At 68.3% G+C, this 17,168-nt stretch carries 17 protein-coding genes and 1 tRNA gene; 9 read left to right on the top strand and 9 right to left on the bottom strand.

Going from position 1 to position 17,168, the window contains the following annotated elements; all coding sequences use genetic code 11:
* Positions 1-4: 4 nt before the first annotated feature.
* Entirely contained in the window at positions 5-964 is a 960-nt protein-coding gene (locus AC1DBE_RS11425; protein WP_476970595.1) for a hypothetical protein, read from the bottom strand.
* Between the two features lie 70 nt (positions 965-1,034).
* On the opposite strand from AC1DBE_RS11425, the gene AC1DBE_RS11420 reads away from it, so the two are divergent.
* The gene (locus tag AC1DBE_RS11420; protein WP_476879772.1) at positions 1,035-1,508 is read left to right on the top strand and encodes a DUF2231 domain-containing protein; all 474 of its coding nucleotides are present in this window, start codon (positions 1,035-1,037) and stop codon (positions 1,506-1,508) included.
* Here the strand turns inward: AC1DBE_RS11420 and AC1DBE_RS11415 are convergent.
* Positions 1,468-2,799 carry an MFS transporter gene (locus AC1DBE_RS11415; RefSeq protein WP_476970594.1) on the bottom strand — a complete coding sequence of 444 codons (1,332 nt, stop codon included), beginning with the start codon at positions 2,797-2,799 and terminating at the stop codon, positions 1,468-1,470. The two genes, AC1DBE_RS11420 and AC1DBE_RS11415, sit on opposite strands and share 41 nt — an antisense overlap.
* Positions 2,800-3,119: 320 nt before the next feature.
* On the opposite strand from AC1DBE_RS11415, the gene AC1DBE_RS11410 reads away from it, so the two are divergent.
* Positions 3,120-4,064: a peptidase gene (locus tag AC1DBE_RS11410; protein WP_476879774.1), complete on the top strand. Its 945-nt coding sequence runs from the start codon at positions 3,120-3,122 to the stop codon at positions 4,062-4,064.
* A 141-nt stretch (positions 4,065-4,205) separates the two neighbouring features.
* A complete protein-coding gene (locus AC1DBE_RS11405; RefSeq protein WP_476970593.1) occupies positions 4,206-5,768 on the top strand; it encodes a CehA/McbA family metallohydrolase in 1,563 nt (520 codons plus the stop codon).
* Positions 5,769-5,929: 161 nt separating this feature from the next.
* Here the strand turns inward: AC1DBE_RS11405 and AC1DBE_RS11400 are convergent.
* From AC1DBE_RS11400 to tmk, 4 genes are all read right to left on the bottom strand, one after another.
* Positions 5,930-6,002, bottom strand: a tRNA-Thr gene (locus tag AC1DBE_RS11400).
* Between the two features lie 103 nt (positions 6,003-6,105).
* Entirely contained in the window at positions 6,106-7,680 is a 1,575-nt protein-coding gene (locus AC1DBE_RS11395) for an alpha/beta hydrolase (RefSeq protein WP_476970592.1), read from the bottom strand.
* A 47-nt stretch (positions 7,681-7,727) separates the two neighbouring features.
* Positions 7,728-8,870 (bottom strand): DNA polymerase III subunit delta', encoded by a 1,143-nt coding sequence (locus tag AC1DBE_RS11390; RefSeq protein ID WP_476970591.1) that lies wholly within the window; start codon positions 8,868-8,870, stop codon positions 7,728-7,730.
* A complete protein-coding gene (gene tmk, locus AC1DBE_RS11385; RefSeq protein ID WP_476878625.1) occupies positions 8,867-9,535 on the bottom strand; it encodes a dTMP kinase in 669 nt (222 codons plus the stop codon). The genes AC1DBE_RS11390 and tmk overlap by 4 nt, the downstream gene beginning before the upstream one ends.
* A gap of 91 nt (positions 9,536-9,626) precedes the next feature.
* Here tmk and AC1DBE_RS11380 point away from each other — a divergent pair, with 91 nt between their 5' ends.
* Both AC1DBE_RS11380 and AC1DBE_RS11375 read left to right on the top strand, forming a co-directional pair.
* Positions 9,627-10,811, top strand: coding sequence for a trans-sulfuration enzyme family protein (locus AC1DBE_RS11380; protein ID WP_476903843.1), 1,185 nt, complete (start codon positions 9,627-9,629; stop codon positions 10,809-10,811).
* 9 nt (positions 10,812-10,820) lie between these two features.
* Positions 10,821-11,174: a DUF2516 family protein gene (locus AC1DBE_RS11375; protein WP_476878627.1), complete on the top strand. Its 354-nt coding sequence runs from the start codon at positions 10,821-10,823 to the stop codon at positions 11,172-11,174.
* On the opposite strand, the gene AC1DBE_RS11370 is transcribed toward AC1DBE_RS11375, so the two are convergent.
* Positions 11,159-12,031, bottom strand: a complete 873-nt coding sequence (locus AC1DBE_RS11370; RefSeq protein WP_476970590.1) for a class I SAM-dependent methyltransferase — start codon at positions 12,029-12,031, stop codon at positions 11,159-11,161. The two genes, AC1DBE_RS11375 and AC1DBE_RS11370, sit on opposite strands and share 16 nt — an antisense overlap.
* A gap of 84 nt (positions 12,032-12,115) precedes the next feature.
* Between AC1DBE_RS11370 and AC1DBE_RS11365 the strand changes: the two genes are divergently transcribed.
* Positions 12,116-12,862, top strand: a complete 747-nt coding sequence (locus AC1DBE_RS11365; RefSeq protein WP_476878629.1) for a phosphoglyceromutase — start codon at positions 12,116-12,118, stop codon at positions 12,860-12,862.
* Between the two features lie 94 nt (positions 12,863-12,956).
* Here the strand turns inward: AC1DBE_RS11365 and phoU are convergent, their stop codons facing one another.
* On the bottom strand, positions 12,957-13,619 hold the full coding sequence (phoU, locus tag AC1DBE_RS11360; RefSeq protein ID WP_476878630.1) for a phosphate signaling complex protein PhoU: 663 nt from the start codon (positions 13,617-13,619) through the stop codon (positions 12,957-12,959).
* 207 nt (positions 13,620-13,826) lie between these two features.
* Here phoU and AC1DBE_RS11355 point away from each other — a divergent pair, with 207 nt between their 5' ends.
* Entirely contained in the window at positions 13,827-15,041 is a 1,215-nt protein-coding gene (locus AC1DBE_RS11355; RefSeq protein ID WP_476970665.1) for a sensor histidine kinase, read from the top strand.
* Entirely contained in the window at positions 15,038-15,718 is a 681-nt protein-coding gene (locus AC1DBE_RS11350; RefSeq protein ID WP_476878631.1) for a winged helix-turn-helix domain-containing protein, read from the top strand. The genes AC1DBE_RS11355 and AC1DBE_RS11350 overlap by 4 nt, the downstream gene beginning before the upstream one ends.
* Positions 15,719-15,836: 118 nt before the next feature.
* Here the strand turns inward: AC1DBE_RS11350 and AC1DBE_RS11345 are convergent, their stop codons facing one another.
* Positions 15,837-16,427 carry a hypothetical protein gene (locus AC1DBE_RS11345; protein WP_476878632.1) on the bottom strand — a complete coding sequence of 197 codons (591 nt, stop codon included), beginning with the start codon at positions 16,425-16,427 and terminating at the stop codon, positions 15,837-15,839.
* 277 nt (positions 16,428-16,704) lie between these two features.
* Here AC1DBE_RS11345 and AC1DBE_RS11340 point away from each other — a divergent pair.
* The coding region (locus AC1DBE_RS11340; protein WP_476970589.1) for a CarD family transcriptional regulator at positions 16,705-17,168 on the top strand (464 nt) is incomplete at its 3' end.

Genomic DNA, 17,168 nt, shown 5'->3' with positions numbered 1-17,168 from the left:
AGGCTCACCCGCCCGGCGTGTTGCCGAGCCGCAGTACCCGTTCCCGCGCCAGATCCTCGCGACGGCGGTCCTTGTCCGCCATGCGGGCCGCCAGTTGCGCGGCGGTGGTGGCTGTTCCAAGGCGTTTGCGTGCCAGCCGCAGCCCGTCTTCGGCGCGTGCCAGCTTTTCCTTGAGTTCCGCGGCTTCCTTGGCGACGGCAGCTGCGGCGCCCGCCGCCTCGGCCAGTTCCGCGTCGGCCTGCTCCGCCTCAGCGGCGCTGGACAGCGCGGCTTCGGCGGCCAGCGCCAGGGCTGCCTCGGCCCGTTCCCGGACGGAGGGGGTGGGGGCGGGCCGTTCCGGGCGGACTGCGCGCAGCCGCGGCTGATCCGGGGCCGCGGGGCCAGGTGTCCGCGCGTCCGTCCGTCCGGCGGAAGCCGGCTGCGTGGGCACCGGCAGGTCTGGGAGGGCGACGGCGCCGTCGAGCTCAACGACGTCGACGCCGTCGGCCGACAGAGACCGGAGGAGCCGGCCGCTGCGGACCGCGGCAGCGGCACCTTCGTCGGCCGTGGCGGCCCGCAGGGTCTGCTCCACTTCGGCGGCGATGGCAGTGCTGATCGTCCGGCCCTGTTGCACCGTCACGGCCCGTGCTGCGTCGACGGCGGTTGCCAGGAGTTTGCGCCGCTCCCGGCCCAGGTTCCGCAATGCGGCCGCGTCAAGGGAGTCCTGCGCGCCGCGCATTTCCTGGCCCAGTTCGATCAGCGCCCGGACCGTGTCCGGGCGGTGCAGGGCGAGCATGTTCACGGCCCAGGCGCCGACGGAGGGCTTGGGCATGGCGCGTACTTGCGCCACGCGGGACTTCAGCTCGGGTGTCGCGGGCGCTGTTCCCAGCAGTTCTTTGGCCGCGTTATTGCGGGCCGCGACGAAGTCGTCGAATGGCAGCGCGTAGAGTCGCGCCGCGATCCCCGCGAGCTCACGGTTTGCCATGCAAGAATCATAGAAGCTCCGGCCTGCATGCCGGGGGCGCGCAGCGCACGTCCACCGTAGGAGATCCCACGTGATTGAAATTGCAGGCCTTCCGGCACACATCCTGCTGGTCCACGCCGTTGTGGTGTTGGGTCCGATGGCCGGCCTCGCTGCCATTGTGTACGCGGCCGCGCCGCGCTGGCGCCGGTACCTGGCCTGGCCCCTGGCTGTATTGTCCCTGCTGCTGGTTCCGGTGGCCCTTGTCACGGCGCAGGCGGGCGAGCAGCTGGAGAAGTCCCGGCCGGCCACGGCAGCGGTACTGGCCCACGCCCAGCAGGGCGACGCGCTGAAGATCATTTCGGTGGTGTTCTTTGTGGTGGTCGCGGCAATGATCGTGGTGACCTTCGAGCCAATCGGCCGGCGGTTCACCTTCCTCGGAAGCCTGCGCGCAAACCGGGTGGTGCGGATCATTCTGCTGGTCGCCGGCGCCGTGGCCGGCGCCGTCTACGTTTACCAGAGCATCGTCACCGGTCACTCCGGCGCCGCGTCCGTCTGGGGACGCTAACAACCGGGTCAACGGCACCGCCCGCCGCTGCGGCGGTGCCGGCCTCTCCCGTCCGGTGCAACCGCCGAACCGTCATGAGCAGCAGGCCCAACGCCGCCACCTGGAGGGCCGCGACGACGGCGATCAGGGCCGGCCACGCACCGTAGAGGGCTCCGTAAAGAGCGCCGCCGGCCAGCGCGCCCGCACCCTCGAAGGCGGCGAAGACCCCGTATGCGGACCCCTGCCTCGGCCCCGGCACAAGATCCGCCACTAGCGCCTTGACGGTTGAGTCCTGGACTCCTGTGGCGGCGCCCCACACCGCGACGCCGGCCAGCACCAGGGCGAGGACGTTGGAGAAGGCCAGCACGGGCATGGCGGCGATGAGTACCGGCAGGACCAGCAGCACCGACGGACCAAGCCGGTCGTAGACGCTGCCGCTCCCCAACGCCCCCAGCGCCGCCGCGCCCGTGGCGGCGGCATAGAGCAACGGAACCACGGGGGCGGGAACAGCCACGTCAGCGCCGAGGTGGTAGGCGATGACGCCGAAGGCCACCAGTCCGGCGCTCCAGAAGAAGGCGCACACCGCAAAGAGCAGGAATACGCCGGAGAATAAGGCCGTGGGCCTGCCTGCCGGGAGCGGTGTTGTGCCGGCGCTGTCCGGCCCCGCAACCCTGCGGCGCAACGCCAGCAGCAGCACGACGGCGACGCCGGCGGGAACGGCCAGGACAGCGAAGGCTGCCGGAAGGACTCCGGTCGCGGCCAGCACCGCGGCGACGATGACGGGTCCGGCGACCGCTCCGGCGAGGTCCAGGGACTTGTGCACGGCGAAGCCCCGGCCGCGGCCCACCCCCTTGGCCGCGGCGGCCAGCAGCACCGTCTTGGCAGGGCTGCGCACGGCCTTGCCTACCCTGTCCCCGATGATCAGCACCGAGGCGAGGACCAGCCCCGCGGCACCCGCGGCCGGGGCAAGCGCCAGCAGCGGCACGCACACCGCCGTCGTGGCGTATCCGGCCAGCGTGAACGTCCAGTATTTGCGCGTCCGGTCCGCCCACGGCCCAAAGACCAGGCGCAGCCCCTGGGCCGCGGCCTCGGCTGCGCCGGTCACTACCCCCACCAGCAGCGCAGAGGCGCCAAGCTGGGCCAGAAGCGGCCCGGCGAGCGGGCGGGCGCCGTCGGAGACGAGGTCGGTCGCCAGGCTGACCAGCCCGAAGCCGACCACCGCGCTCCAGGGCCGGTTGCTGCCGGGAACCGGCGTCGGGGTCCGTCCCGACGGCGCTGCCGCCGGGCGTACCTCGCGCTCAGGCCGGTCCATTTCCCAAGATTCGCGGACCGGGCGCGGAATGACAAGCAGATCCGGCCCGGGAGCGGCCCCTGACCCTGCCCCCGGCGCGCTGCCAGGGAAATCCATGCCGCCGCGGGCATGTGGGCGTCTAACCATGGCGTGAAGCCCGGGATTCCCTTACGCTGACACCGGAGTCGGGAACAACGGGGGAGAAGCTGCGGATGGATGGACCGGGGGAGCCGTCACAGAGTCCGCTGTGGCGGCCGGAGGAACACGCCAGCAAACCGGAGCGGCCCGGGGTTCCGCATTATCCTGGCTGGGGGACCGGTCAGGCCTACCCGTCACCGGCCGTGCGGAAACGGCCGCGCGGTGCCCTGATCGTCGGGACATTGTCGAGGGTCGCCGCCGTCGTGATCACGGGCGTACTTACGGCCGGCTTCAGCCTCTACCTGCACGGCGACCTGAAACCCTCGGCGATCCTGGGCGGCCCCGCCGCCAGCCCCGCCACCACCGCCGCCGCCGGTGAGTCCGGCGGCCTGATCTACCACACCGCGCCGGATCCCAACCGGAACCGGAGCCAGGCAGACGCAGGTATGCCCGATCCGTTCGCCACGTACCCGACGCCGGGCCGGGAGGAGCATGCCGTGCCCCTCGGCACGCCCGCACGGGTGACCGACTGGTCCACCGCCTACGCCTTTATGGACACCAGCAACGGCGGGCAGCCCGTGACCTACGACCCCTGCCGGCCGATCCACTACGTCACCCGCGCCGCCAACTCGCCCGCGGCCGGGCCGAAGCTCATCGAAGAGGCCGTCGCGGCGGTCTCCCGGGCGACCGGGCTGATGTTCATCGACGACGGCGCCACCACAGAGGCGCCGTCGAAGGACCGGCAGTCCTACCAGCCGGACCGGTACGGTGACCGGTGGGCGCCGGTGCTCATCGCGTGGGAAACCAGCGCGGAAGAGCCCCGCTTCACCAACCCCGAGTACGGCGACACTGTCCTCGGCCTGGGCGGCAGCGATTCCGTCGGGTTGGGCAACCGGGACTACACGTACGTCAGCGGCCAGCTGACCCTGAACGGGCCCGGCCTGCAGACCATCATCGAACACGAAGGGCCGGCGCCCGCGCGGGGCACCATCGAACACGAACTCGCCCATGTGGTGGGACTGGACCATGTTCAGGACCCGACCCAGCTGATGAACCCGACCGATGCCGCCGGCCTGAGCACCTACCAGGCCGGCGACCTGACGGGACTGTCCATTCTTGGCCGCGGAGAGTGCCGGCCCGGGCTCTGAAGGGCAGAGGCCTTGCCGTCACTACAGGGCCGGGCCCCCGACCTCAGGTTCCATAAGTCCCGGCATCTTCCCAGCCGCGGTTTAGGCGGTGTTCGTCGACCCGTTGCTTTCCGTTAAGTCCGCATCCTGAGACTCGGGGGCGTGACTTCACCCTGCCAGGCCCACGAGGCCAATAATGCTCCCTTATCGCCCAGCCGCCGAGGATTCCTCGCTGCTGCACTGACCGGCGCAGCCATCACCCTGGCGCCCATGAGCTTCGCCGCCGCGGACACCGGCACCAGCAAAACCAAAACCCTCACCGGGCATCTGGACCCCGGAGCCGCCGACTTCGTGTACCTTCCGGTGCAGGTTCCCGCCGGTGTCAACAAGATCAGCGTCTCCTACACCTACAGCAAGCCCACGGTGCCCTCGGGGCTGCTGACCAACGCCTGCGACATCGGAGTATTCGATGAGAACGGCACCGCCATCGCCGGCAAGGGCTTCCGCGGCTGGTCCGGCGGCTTCCGCACCGAATTCTTCATCAGCGCCGCCGAAGCCACGCCCGGCTACCTGCCCGGCCCGATCGGCAAGGGGACCTGGAACATCGCCCTGGGCCCGTACCAGGTGGCCGAGCAAGGCATGGACTACACCGTCAACGTCACCCTCGACTACGGTCCCGACGGCGCCCCGTTCCGTCCCCAGTACCCGCCGAAGCAGGTCGCGGGCCGCGGAGCTGCCTGGTACCGCGGGGACGCCCACCTGCACACCGTCTACTCCGACGGCAAGCGCACCCCGGCGGAAGTTGCGGCCGGTGCAAGGGCCGCGAAACTCGATTTCATGATCAGCACCGACCACAACACCCCCGCCTCGCACGGGGTATGGGGGCCTCTCGCGGGCAACGATCTGCTGATCCTCACGGGGGAGGAAGTCACCACCCGGAACGGGCACTACCTCGCCCTCGGTATCGAACCGGGGGATTGGATCGACTGGCGCTACCGGGCCCGCGACAAGGGATTCGAACAGGAAGCGCAGCACATCCATGCCTCGGGCGGCCTGGTAGTCCCGGCACACCCGTTCTGCCCCTACGTCGCCTGCCGCTGGAAGTTCGGGTACGACGACGCCGACGCCGTTGAGGTCTGGACCGGCCCCTGGACCGCGGATGACGAGTACGCGATCAACTCCTGGGACTCCATGCTCGCCCACTCTGCGCGTACCGGCGGACGCTGGCTGCCGGCCATGGGCAACAGTGACGCCCACAGTGCGCCGCAGGTCATCGGTTTACCGCACAACGTCGTCAACGCCACGGCGCTCTCCCACGACGCGCTGCTGGAGGGCATCCGCAACGGACGCAGCTGGATCGCCGAGTCCGCCGACATCTCGCTGGATCTCAGCGTCACCTCGGGCGTACGGAAAGCCGGCGTAGGGGAGCGGCTGGATGTCGCCGCAGACGCGCCGGTGACGGTGCGCGTGGACATCACGGGTGTCCCGAACGGTGTGGTGCGGATTATCACTGATGAGGGGCAGACCCAGCAGGTCACGCTTCCGGCCTCCGGCCAGGGCTCCCACAGCTGGATCACCACGGCGCAGCTCTCCTCCTACGTGCGGGTCGAGGTCCGCCACCCCATGGCCGACGGCACCCCCAGCAACGGCACCGCCATGGGAACGGCCCTGCTGCTCGGGCCGATGGCCGCCCTCACGAACCCGGTCTTCCTCGGCGCGAAGTAGCAGCCTCACCAACCACGGCGGGACCGGCTCCGGGAAATGAACTGCTCCCCGATAGTTGGACTGAGAAATCAGCCCTACTGTCGGGGAGCAGTTTTATGCCCTGAGCGACGAGCCCCAAAAGCAAAACCCCGCTCATTCCTAGGAATGGCGGGGTTTCTTCGAGCTTCCTATCAGAATCGAACTGATGACCTTCTCATTACGAGTGAGACGCTCTACCGACTGAGCTAAGGAAGCAACCGCGTGAACGCCCGGCGAACCGGGCGGATCATGCAAGAGACAACTGTAATGGAGTCTTTGCGCCCGGGTCAAAATGAGCCGGGCGGTGGCCTCCGGCGCGTCAGCAGACCGTGTTATCAGCCGGCGTTTTGCCGTCCACGAGGTACCCGTCCACGGCCTTTTCGACGCAGCTGTTGGAGCGGCCGTAGGCGGTGTGCCCCTCGCCCTTCCACGTCAGCAGCGAAGCGGTGCCCAGCTGCTTGCGCAGGGAGCTGGCCCACTCCACCGGTGTGGCGGGGTCGCCGGTGGTGCCGACCACCACGATGTCGGTGGAGCCGGTGTACTTGACCGGCGCGGGGGTGCGGACGTTCTTGTAGGGCCAGTCCTTGCAGCTCGTGCCGCCGTAGGCGAAGTAGTAGCCCAGGGTCGGGGAGAGCTGCCGGAGCTGCTTCTCGTCCGCCCGCATCGCTGCCGTGTCGGAGGTCATCGGGTAGTCCAGGCAGTTGATGGCGTTGAACGCGAACGTCGAGTTGGCCGAGTACGTGCCGTTGGGCTCACGGTCGGCACCGAAGTCGGCCAGGCGCAGCATCGGGGAGACGTCCCCCTTCATGGCGCTGTCCAGGGCCTGGGTGAGAATGGGCCAGTTGTCGTCGTTGTAGAACGGCAGGATGAAGCCGCTGACGAACATGGAGGCGTTGACCACACGCCCGTCCTTGGCGGTCTGCGGGTTCGCTTCGATCGCGGCGATGAGTTCCTGGATCTGCCGGATGGCCTCGTCCGGGGTACCGCTGAGCGGGCAGCCGCTCTCCTGCAGGCACCGGGCCACGTAGGCATGGATGGCCTTTTCGAAGGCTTTTGCCTGGCCTGCCGTGAGCTCTTCGTTGCTCAGCGACGGGTCCAGTGCGCCGTCGAGCACCATGCGGCCCACGTTGTCCGGGAAGAGCGAGGCATAGGTGGAACCCAGGAACGTCCCGTAGGAGTAGCCGAGGTAGTTCAGCTTGGCGTCGTTGAGCACACCCCGCAGGATGTCGAGGTCCTTTGCGGCGCTGACGGTGTCGATGTGGCCCAGGACGGGGCCGGTCTTCTCGGCACATTTGGCGGCGATCGCCTTGTTGTCGGCGAGGGCCTCGGCCAGCCCGGCGTCGGTGTCCAGCTTGTAGATCTTGGCGCGGTTCGCGTCGCGTTCCTTGTCCGTGAGGCACGTGACCGGAGCGGAGCGCTTCACGCCGCGCGGATCGAAGCCGACGACGTCGTAGTTGGAGCGTACCTTCTCGGAAATGTTCGTGGACCCGGCATCCTTGACGAAGTCGTAGCCGGAGCCGCCGGGGCCGCCGGGGTTGACCAGCAGGCTGCCCTTCTTGTTGCCGCCCTTCGAGACCAGCTTGATCGCGGCGAGCTCAATCGAGTCGCCGTCGGGCTTGCTGTAATCCACGGGAACCTTGACCTTGGCGCACTGGAAGTCACCTTCGCAGGCGGACCACTTGAGCTGCTGCGAGTAGAAACTGCGCAGCTCGGCCGGGGCGGAAGCGGCGATCGACGGATCGGGCGTCGACGAAGCGCTGTTCGAGCCGCCCCCGAACAGGGTGCACGAGGAGAGCACCAGGGCCAGCACCAGGCCCAGCGCCAGGGCGCTGGCCTTCCGCACGCCGAACCCCCGGCTTCGGTTACATGCCGGCGATGGTGGAACTGACGTCATGCGGTTCTCCTTGGAACGTGGAACTGTGCGGATCGAGGCTGATCGGGTCAAATCAGGCTGGCGGCCATGGACTCGATGGCCAGCAGCGGAGCCACGTTGGTGGTGGTGATCCGCTGGCGGGCCTTGTTGATGGCATCCATTCGGGCAAGGGTAACTTCCGCGGTCGAGCGTCCGGCGAACTCCCGCAGCTCCTCGCGGAGTTCAAGGTTGACCAGTTCCACGGCATTGCCCATCTGGATGATCAGCACATCCCGATAAAAGGACAACAGGTCCGTCAGGGTACGGTCAAGCGAATCTGTGATGGACCGTTTGGCGCGGCGCTTCTGGTCATCCTCAAGCTGCTTCACCTGGCCACGCATCGCCGGCGGAAGCGGCCCGCTTTCGGGTGCCCCCAGGGTGGCGAGCAGCGCCGTCTTTTCGGCGGCGTCGCGCTCATCATTGGAGCTGTTGGCTTCCTCGGTGGCGATCTTGACCAGTTTGTCCGCCATCATCACGGCCGCTGTGATGCCGCGCAGGTGCAGGGGGAACCGCACGGTCTCCAGCCGCCGGTCCCGGGCCTCGGGGTCACGGGCCAGCCGGCGGGCGATCCCCACGTGGCTTTGCGCGGCGCGGGCCGCGCGTTCGGCAACTTCGGGGTCGACGCCGTCGCGCTTGACCAGCAGGGCCGCGACGTCCGCCGCGGGAGGCAGGCGCAGCGCCACGGGGCGGCAGCGCGAGCGGATGGTGACGAGCACGTCGGCCGGGGAGGGGGCACACAGCATCCAGATGGTGCGCGGGGTGGGCTCCTCGATGGCTTTCAGCAGCACGTTGGTGGTGCGCTCGGCCATCCGGTCCGCGTCCTCGACCACGATGATCCGCCAGCGGGCCGAGGAGGGCCGGTTGCCGGCGCTGGAGACGAGCTCGCGGGCCTCGTCGATGGTGATGGTGACCTTCTCGGTCCGCACGAAAGTCACATCGGAGTGCGTCTCCCCGAGGATGGTCTGGCAAGCCGGGCATTCCCCGCAGCCGCGCCTCGCCACGTCCTCCTGGTCGCAGTTCAGTGCCGCAGCAAAGGCCTTCGCGGCGTTGGACCGGCCGGATCCCGGGGGACCGGTGAACAGCCAGGCGTGCGTGAGCCCGTCGCCCTCGGCAGCCTGGCGCAGCTGGGTGACGACGGCGGGCTGGCCCTGGAGGTCGTCCCAGACGCTCATGCCGAGCTGCCCTGGCGCAGCGTGAGCAGCGCCTCGACCCGTGCGAGGATCTGCCCGGCCAGCTCCGCCACGGGTTGTTGCGCGGCCAGGACCAGATATTGTTCCGGCCGGGCCGCTGCCAAAGCCAGGAACGTGTCCCGGATCCGGGCGTGGAACTCGTCCGCCTCGGATTCCAGCCGGTCCTCCGCGGCGTCCCCTGCCGTCCGGCGCCGCCGGCCGTCGGCGGGATCGACGTCGAGCAGCACGGTGAGGTCCGGCTGCAGGCCGGAGGTGGCCCATGCGTTGATATCCCGGACAGCCTCCGTGCCCAGGTTCCGGCCGGCGCCCTGGTAGGCGACCGACGAGTCGATGTACCGGTCAGTGAGGACGACGTCGCCGCGCTCCAGCGCGGGCCGGATCACCTGGCTGGCGTGGGCCGCCCGTGAGGCGGCGAAGATCAGGGCCTCGGTGTGGGCATCGATGTGGCCATGGCCGTGGTCAAGCACCAGGGACCGCAGTTTCTCGCCGATCGGGGTGCCCCCGGGTTCCCGGGTCCGCAGCACCGTCAGTCCGCGTGACTCCAGCGCCGCGGCGAGCTCGGCTGCCTGCGTGGACTTGCCGGCGCCGTCGCCGCCCTCGAAGGCAATGAACAGGCCAGGGAACGGGCCGGGAGTCTGGGTAGTCACCGCTCTAGCCTACCGATAATCACCGACACTTTAGGGTGGCCGGCGCGTAACGCCTTACGGGGCCGGGGCGGCCGCATCGTACCCTGTGACCATGAGTCTCTCCCATGAACAGGCAGCCTCGCTTTCCGCCGAAACCGTAGTGGTGGCCGCGGGCCGTCCGGCGCGTGAACGCGACGCCCCGGTCAACCCGCCGCTCGTGCTGTCCTCGACGTATTTCGGCACCGGACCGCTGGGTCCCGGAGACCGCGGCTACGGCCGGTATTCCAACCCCACCTGGGACCCGTTCGAGCAGGCGCTGGCGCAACTGGAAGGCGCCGAGCTTCCGGGCCTCCTGTACGCCTCGGGTCTCGCCGCCGTGAGTTCCGCGCTGTCCCTGGTCCCGGCGCAGGGTGTACTCGTCATGCCGTCGCACAGCTACGCGGGGTCCCTCGTGATGGCCACCGAGCTGGCCCAGAAGGGCGCGCTGGAACTGCGGACCGTGGACATCGCGGACACCGACGCCGTGCTGGCGCAGCTGGCGCCCGCCGACGGCAAGCCGGCCAGCATGCTCTGGCTCGAAAGCCCCACCAACCCGATGCTCGGCGTCGCGGACATCCGTGCGCTCACCGCCGCCGCCCACGCGGCCGGCGCCCTCGTCGTCACCGACAACACGTTCTCCACGCCCCTGGTGCAGCAGCCGCTCAGCCTCGGCTCCGACGTCGTCCTGCACTCGGTCACGAAATACCTGTCCGGCCACTCCGACGTCGTGCTGGGCGCCCTGGTGACGTCCGACGCCGAGCTGCACGCGCAGCTGCTGCACCACCGCACCATCCACGGCGGCATCGCCGGGCCCTTCGAAGCGTGGCTCGCCCTGCGGGGGCTGCGCACGCTGGCACTGCGGATTGAGCGCTCGCAGGCCTCGGCCGCGGTCATCGCCGAACGGCTCAGCGGCGATCCCCGCGTCAGCAGCGTCCGGTACCCGGGGCTCCCCGCGGACCCCGGACACGAGCGGGCCAAGTCCCAGATGAAGGGCTTCGGCTCGGTGCTGTGCATCGAGATGGCGCCGGCGGCCGGCCTCAGCGGGGCCGACGCCGCCGACCGGATGATCCGCGCCCTGCAGCTGTGGCTGCCGGCCACGTCCCTGGGCGGAGTGGAATCCCTGATTGAACGCCGCCGCCGGCACACCGCGGAACCGGAAAGCGTGCCGGCGAACCTGGTCCGGCTGAGCGTCGGCATTGAGAACGTCGAGGACCTGTGGGCCGATTTGCAGCAGGCTTTGGCCACACTGGACGGCTAGGCTGGGGGCATGGACGGAAGAGTGCTGATTGACATTGCCGAAAGAGGAATCTATTTCCTCCTCGCCCTCGTGGCCCTTGGCCTCGAGGTGTGGGCGTTCTTCGACTGCCTCCGGCACAAAGCCAACGCGTTCGAAGCGGTGTCCAAACGGACCAAAACGTTCTGGCTGGCACTGACCGGCGGTGCACTGGCCATCGGGCTGCTCTCCATCGTGGGCGGTGGCGGAGGGTTCTTCGGCCCGCTGGGGCTCTTCGGCCTCGCCGCAGTGACGGCCGCTGCCGTGTACCTCGCAGATGTCCGTCCCGCCGTGAAGGACGCCGGCCGCGGCGGCAGCAGGAACATGGGCCCTTACGGCCCCTGGTGACCGGCGGGGGCCACGGCCTCCCAGTCCACAGTGAGCTCGCCCAGCCGCCAGCGCGACGGGCCGTCCTGCAACGGCCAGCCGGCCTCGCGCAGGGCCCGGCACATGGCCGTCCAGCGCTGCCGGTTCCCGAAGGAGGCCAGCGGCGCGGCGTCGAGCCAGGCCTTGTCGAGTGCCTGCAGGTAAGTGTGGATCCGCTCGCCGGGCACGTTCCGGTGGATCAGCGCCTTGGGCAGCCGTTCGGCGATCTCCGAGGGAAGCTCAAAGCCGCCAAAACGCATGGACAGCCCCAGGCTGAGGGGACGGTCGGCGTCGAGCGCCACCCACGTGACCCGGCGGCCGATCTCATCGCACGTCCCGTCGATGAACAGCCCGCCCGGCGCCAGCCGGTCCTGCACCAGCCGCCAGACGGCCGCCACATCCGCTTCCTCGTATTGCCGCAGCACATTAAAGGCCCGGACCAGGACCGGCCGGCCCGGCACCGGAAGCTCGAAGCCGCCACGCGTGAAGCTGAGCCCGGGACGTTCCAGCGCCTTGGCCTGCCGGACCCGCTCCGGCTCGATCTCGATCCCCACCATGTGCACATCGGCCCTGACCGCGGACAGGCGTTCAAAGAGTTCGACGGCGGTGGCCGGGGAGGCGCCATAGCCGAGGTCCACCACCAGCGGGTCCGTGGCGTTGCGGAGGCGCCAGGCCTGGGGGCCGGTCAGCCACCGGTCCACCCGCCGCATCCGGTTGGGGTTGGTGGTCCCGCGGGTCACGTTGCCCACCGGCCGGCCGGCACGGGAGGCGCCCGCGGCTCCGTCCCGGGCCGCGCCCTGGTTCCGGGGCGACGCCACCCGCTCAGCCTTCTGCACCACACGCCAACCCTATCGCCGTTGCGGTGAGGCGGGCGGCGTGTAACGCTCGGCACGGTCAGGGAGCGCTCGGCTAGGATAAAAAGCATGACTTACAAGCTGATTCTGCTGCGCCACGGCCACAGCGAATGGAACGCCAAGAACCTGTTCACCGGCTGGGTGGACGTTGACCTGAACGACCAGGGCCGGGCCGAGGCAGTACGCGGCGGCGAGCTTCTGGTGGAGAGCAACATCCTCCCGGACATCCTCTACACCTCCCGCCTGAAGCGGGCCATCAACACCGCGAACCTGGCACTGGAAAAGGCCGACCGCGGCTGGATCGACGTCAAGCGGGACTGGCGCCTCAACGAACGCCACTACGGCGCGCTGCAGGGCAAGGACAAGGCCCAGACGCTGGCCGAGTACGGCGAGGAACAGTTCATGACCTGGCGCCGGTCCTACGACACCCCGCCGCCGCCCCTTGCCGACGACTCGGAGTTCTCGCAGGTGGGGGATCCGCGCTACCAGGACCTCGGCGACGCCATGCCCCGCACCGAATGCCTCAAGGATGTCCTGGTACGGCTGCTGCCGTACTGGGAGTCGGACATCAAGGAAGACCTCAAGGCCGGCAAGACCGTGCTGGTCACCGCCCACGGCAACTCGCTGCGCGCGCTCGTCAAGCACCTGGACGGCATCAGCGATGAGGACATCGCGGGCCTGAACATCCCCACCGGCATCCCGCTCGTCTACGAACTGGACGAGGACTTCAAGCCGCTGAACCCGGGCGGCACCTACCTGGACCCCGAGGCCGCCGCGGAATCCATCAAGGCAGTGGCGAACCAGGGCAAGAAGTAGTCCTCCTTCCCACCCGGGATACAACGACGGCGGCCGGTCACCCCCAAGGTGACCGGCCGCCGTCGTATGGGCTGCTGCCGGGACGGACCAGCCGTCAGCTGTGCTCGATGCTGTTGGGCTGCCAGGCGCCGGTGACCAGATAGGTGACCTTCTGCGCGACGGAGACGCCATGGTCCGCAAAGCGCTCAAAGTAACGGCTGGCCAGGGCCACGTCCACGGTGGTGGCTGCGGGTTCGGCCCAGTCACTGCGTGCGATGGCCTTGAAGACGCTCAGGTGCAGGTCGTTGACGGCGGTGTTGGCCTTCAGGATGTCGCGCGCCACTTCGAGGTCGCGGGTTTCCAGGAGCACGGTGAGCTTCTCCGCGATTTCGAGGTCGTACTTGGCGAAGCTCTTGAAGGTCTCCTGCAGCGGCTGCGGGATGACCACGGCCGGGTAGCGGAGCCGGGCGAGCTGGGCGATGTGCCGGGCGAGGTCGCCCATCCGCTCGAGGGAAGCGCTCATCCGCAGCGAGCCCACGATCATGCGCAGGTCGCTGGCCACCGGGCCCTGGAGGGCGAGGATGTCGATGGCACGTTCATCGAGGCTGTTCTGCAGGAAATCGATCCGGGCATCCGCCGCGATGACATCCTCGGCGAGGTCGATGTCCGCCCCCTCAAAGGCGGTGGTGGCCTTCTCGAAGGCACCGCTGACCAGCTTCGAAATCTCGATCAGCTGCTCACCGACCTGGACGAGCTCTTCCTGAAAAACCTTACGCACAGGTGCGTCCTTTCCTCGGAAACGTCGCCGGGCACCACTGTGACCGGCCCGTTTCGTTTCACCGTAGCGGCGTTCAACCTCTCACCCTTCCAGTCTCCGGTGAACTGTTACGCCTCAATAGGTGAACGTTAGCTGAACCAGCACCGCAATCGCACCAGATTTCAATTTCGGCCGGGCCGCTGCGCATAAGCTAAAGCCGTGGATCCAATGCTTATCGGTGTGATCGCAGGCCTCATCGGCCTGGCGCTTGGCATTTTTGGCGTGCTGGCCTTCAGGATCAGCGAACAGCAGCGCAAGATCAGCGACGTCGAAACCGGCGATCCGTCCCTTCCCGACGGCGCCGCCGAGGTGCTCGCCGTCGTCGGGCGTGCCTTCGTGGTGGTGGACGCCATCGACGGCGTGGTGCGCGCCAGCCCGGGCGCCTACGCTTACGGGCTGGTCCGGGGACATACGGTGGTGCACCGGCAGCTGCTGGAAATGACGGCGAAGGTCCGCCGCGACGGCGTCATCCTGGAGAAGCAGCTCGAGCTGCCCCGCGGCCCGCTTGGCCAGGGAACCATCGTCGTCCAGGTCCGCGCCGCCATGCTTGGTGAGGAATATATCCTGCTGCTCGCGGACGACCGCACGGAGATCACCCGTACCGAAGAGATCCGCAACGACTTCGTCGCCAACGTTTCGCACGAACTCAAGACCCCGGTGGGCGCGATCTCGCTGCTGGCCGAGGCGCTGGAAGCTTCGCCCGACGACGAGGAAGCCGTCCGCCGGTTCGCCAAGCGGATGCACAAGGAATCCACCCGCCTCGCCGCGCTGGTGCAGGACATCATCGAACTCTCCCGCCTGCAGGGGGCCAACGTGGCCCAGCAGGCCCACCCGGTGGACATCAACACGGTGGTGGCCGAAGCCGTGGACCGGTCCCAACTGCCGGCCGAAAGCAAGAACATCGACATTGTGGTGGGCGGCCGGGCCGACGCCATGGTCTACGGCGACCAGGACCTGCTGGTCACGGCGCTGCGCAACCTGATCGACAACGCCATCCGGTACTCGCCCGAGAACACCCGCGTGGGTGTGGGGGTGCGGGCCCGCGACGGCCTGGTGGCGGTCTCCGTCACGGACCAGGGGGAGGGGCTCAGCCCGGAAGACCAGGAGCGCGTGTTTGAGCGTTTCTACCGGGTGGACTCGGCCCGCTCCCGCCACACCGGCGGCACTGGCCTGGGCCTGAGCATCGTCAAGCACGTCATGGCCAACCACGGCGGCGAAGTCACCCTCTGGTCCCAGCCCGGGCAGGGCTCCACCTTCACCATCCGCCTGCCGGAAATGGAAGGCCAGGACGAGCCGGCGCAGGATCCCCGCAAGGCCCCTCACACTGCACGACACGATCGACGCGACGCCGCCGGCGTCCATGAACAAGGAGCTAGCGCTTGAGCCGGATTCTTATTGTCGAGGACGAGGAGTCGTTCAGCGACCCCCTCTCCTACCTGCTGGGCAAGGAAGGATTCGAGGTGGAGGTCGTGGACAACGGCCTGGACGCCATCACCGAATTCGACCGCAACGGCGCCGACCTGGTCCTGCTGGACCTCCAGCTGCCCGGGCAGTCCGGAACTGAGGTGTGCCGCCAGCTGCGCCAGCGCTCCTCCGTCCCGGTCATTATGCTGACCGCCAAGGACGCGGAAATCGACAAGGTGGTGGGCCTGGAACTGGGCGCCGACGACTACGTCACCAAGCCCTACTCCTCCCGTGAGCTCGTCGCCCGGGTCCGGGCCGTCCTGCGCCGCCACGGCGAGCCCGAGGAACTGGTCTCCAGCACCGTCCAGGCCGGTCCCGTGCGGATGGACATCGAACGGCACGTTGTCAGCGTCCAGGGCGAGCAGGTCTCCCTGCCGCTCAAGGAGTTCGAGCTGCTTGAGATGCTGCTGCGGAATTCCGGCCGGGTCCTGACCCGCGGGCAGCTCATCGACCGGGTGTGGGGCTCCGACTACGTCGGCGACACCAAAACCCTCGACGTGCACGTCAAGCGGCTGCGCAGCAAGATCGAGCCGGACCCCTCGGCGCCCCGGTACCTGATCACGGTCCGGGGCCTGGGTTACAAGTTCGAACCCTAGCCGGATCCCGCACAAGCCGGCACACACAAAAGGAGGGGCACCGTGGGGTGCCCCTCCTTTTGTGTGTGGCTGGACTGCCGTTGCCGGGGACTGCCCGGCGTCGGGCTGAAGCGTCGGGCTACGGCGTCGGCGTGGCCGAAGGGGTCTCCGACGTCCCCGGGGTGGCGGATTCGGAGGGGGTGGCCGTGCCGGACGGGGTCGCGGAGCCGGTGGGCTCGGCGGTGGGGAGGTACTTCTTGTAGTCCGTGATGGTGGCGTCCAGGACCGGCATCTTGAACTTGGCGGTCTTGCTGGTGCCGTCCTCGCTGATGGTGACCTCCACGAGCGAACCCGGCTTGCCGCCGGAGGTGCTCAGGATCGCCGGGTCGGCGGACTCGTTCAGCAGGACGTAGGAGTTCTTTTTGACCGGGACCTGGGTCTCGGAGCCGCTGGCGCCGTCGATGGTGAGCTTCACATCGCGGGAGGAGGTGTTGTAGACCGCGCCGAGCACGCGGCCGGGCTTGTTCTCACCGTCTGCGATGACCATCATGTTGCGGAGCTGGAGCGGGCCCAGGTCCGTCCGCGTTCCATCGGAGGCAGAGTACTGCTCAGTGGTCTGCTGGGGGTTGATATAGCCGCAGCCGGTCACCGACAGCACGCTGATGCCAAGTGCAGCCGTTGCCATTGCCAGCTTGCCGCGCCGGCCCCGGGTCATCGCAGTGAAACGCACGTCACGCACTCCTTGAGAGTCTTGAAACATTATTCAGGCATAGCCTATCCGCTAGTGCCCTCAAACGCGGATTCGGGACCGCGGATGAGACGCCGGGCAGCGAAGCCGGAGGGCCTTGGCACGGGGTGGCCAATGCACTATTATCCGCATCCGTCAAGGGCTTTAAGCGGCCGATTCACGCCATTTTCCGCGGATTTACGCGGTTTCCGAGGCCGATCCATGGCAGTCGTATGCCTTAATCGTGATAAACTGGTCTGCGGGAAAGGGGAATGTCCACATGGTTTTTGAGGTCGGCGAGACAGTAGTTTACCCTCACCACGGTGCAGCAAAAATTGAAGAAATCAAGATGCGCACTGTCAAGGGCGAAGAGAAGATGTATCTCAAGCTCAAGGTGGCTCAGGGTGATCTGACCATTGAAGTTCCAGCAGAAAACGTTGACCTTGTTGGGGTCCGGGACGTAGTGGGCAAGGAAGGCCTGGAGCACGTATTCGACGTGCTGCGGGCCGAGTTCACTGAAGAGCCCACCAACTGGTCGCGTCGTTACAAGGCAAACCTGGAGAAGCTTGCTTCCGGTGACGTCATCAAGGTGGCAGAGGTCGTCCGCGATCTGTGGCGCCGGGACCACGACCGGGGTCTCTCCGCAGGGGAGAAGCGCATGCTGGCCAAGGCCCGCCAGATTCTGATTTCAGAACTGGCACTGGCCGAGAAGACTGATGAAGAGAAGGCCGCAAGCGTTCTCGA

The organism is Arthrobacter sp. 10T416 (genome assembly GCF_056394165.1).
This window is presented reverse-complemented; position numbering and strand designations above follow the sequence as displayed.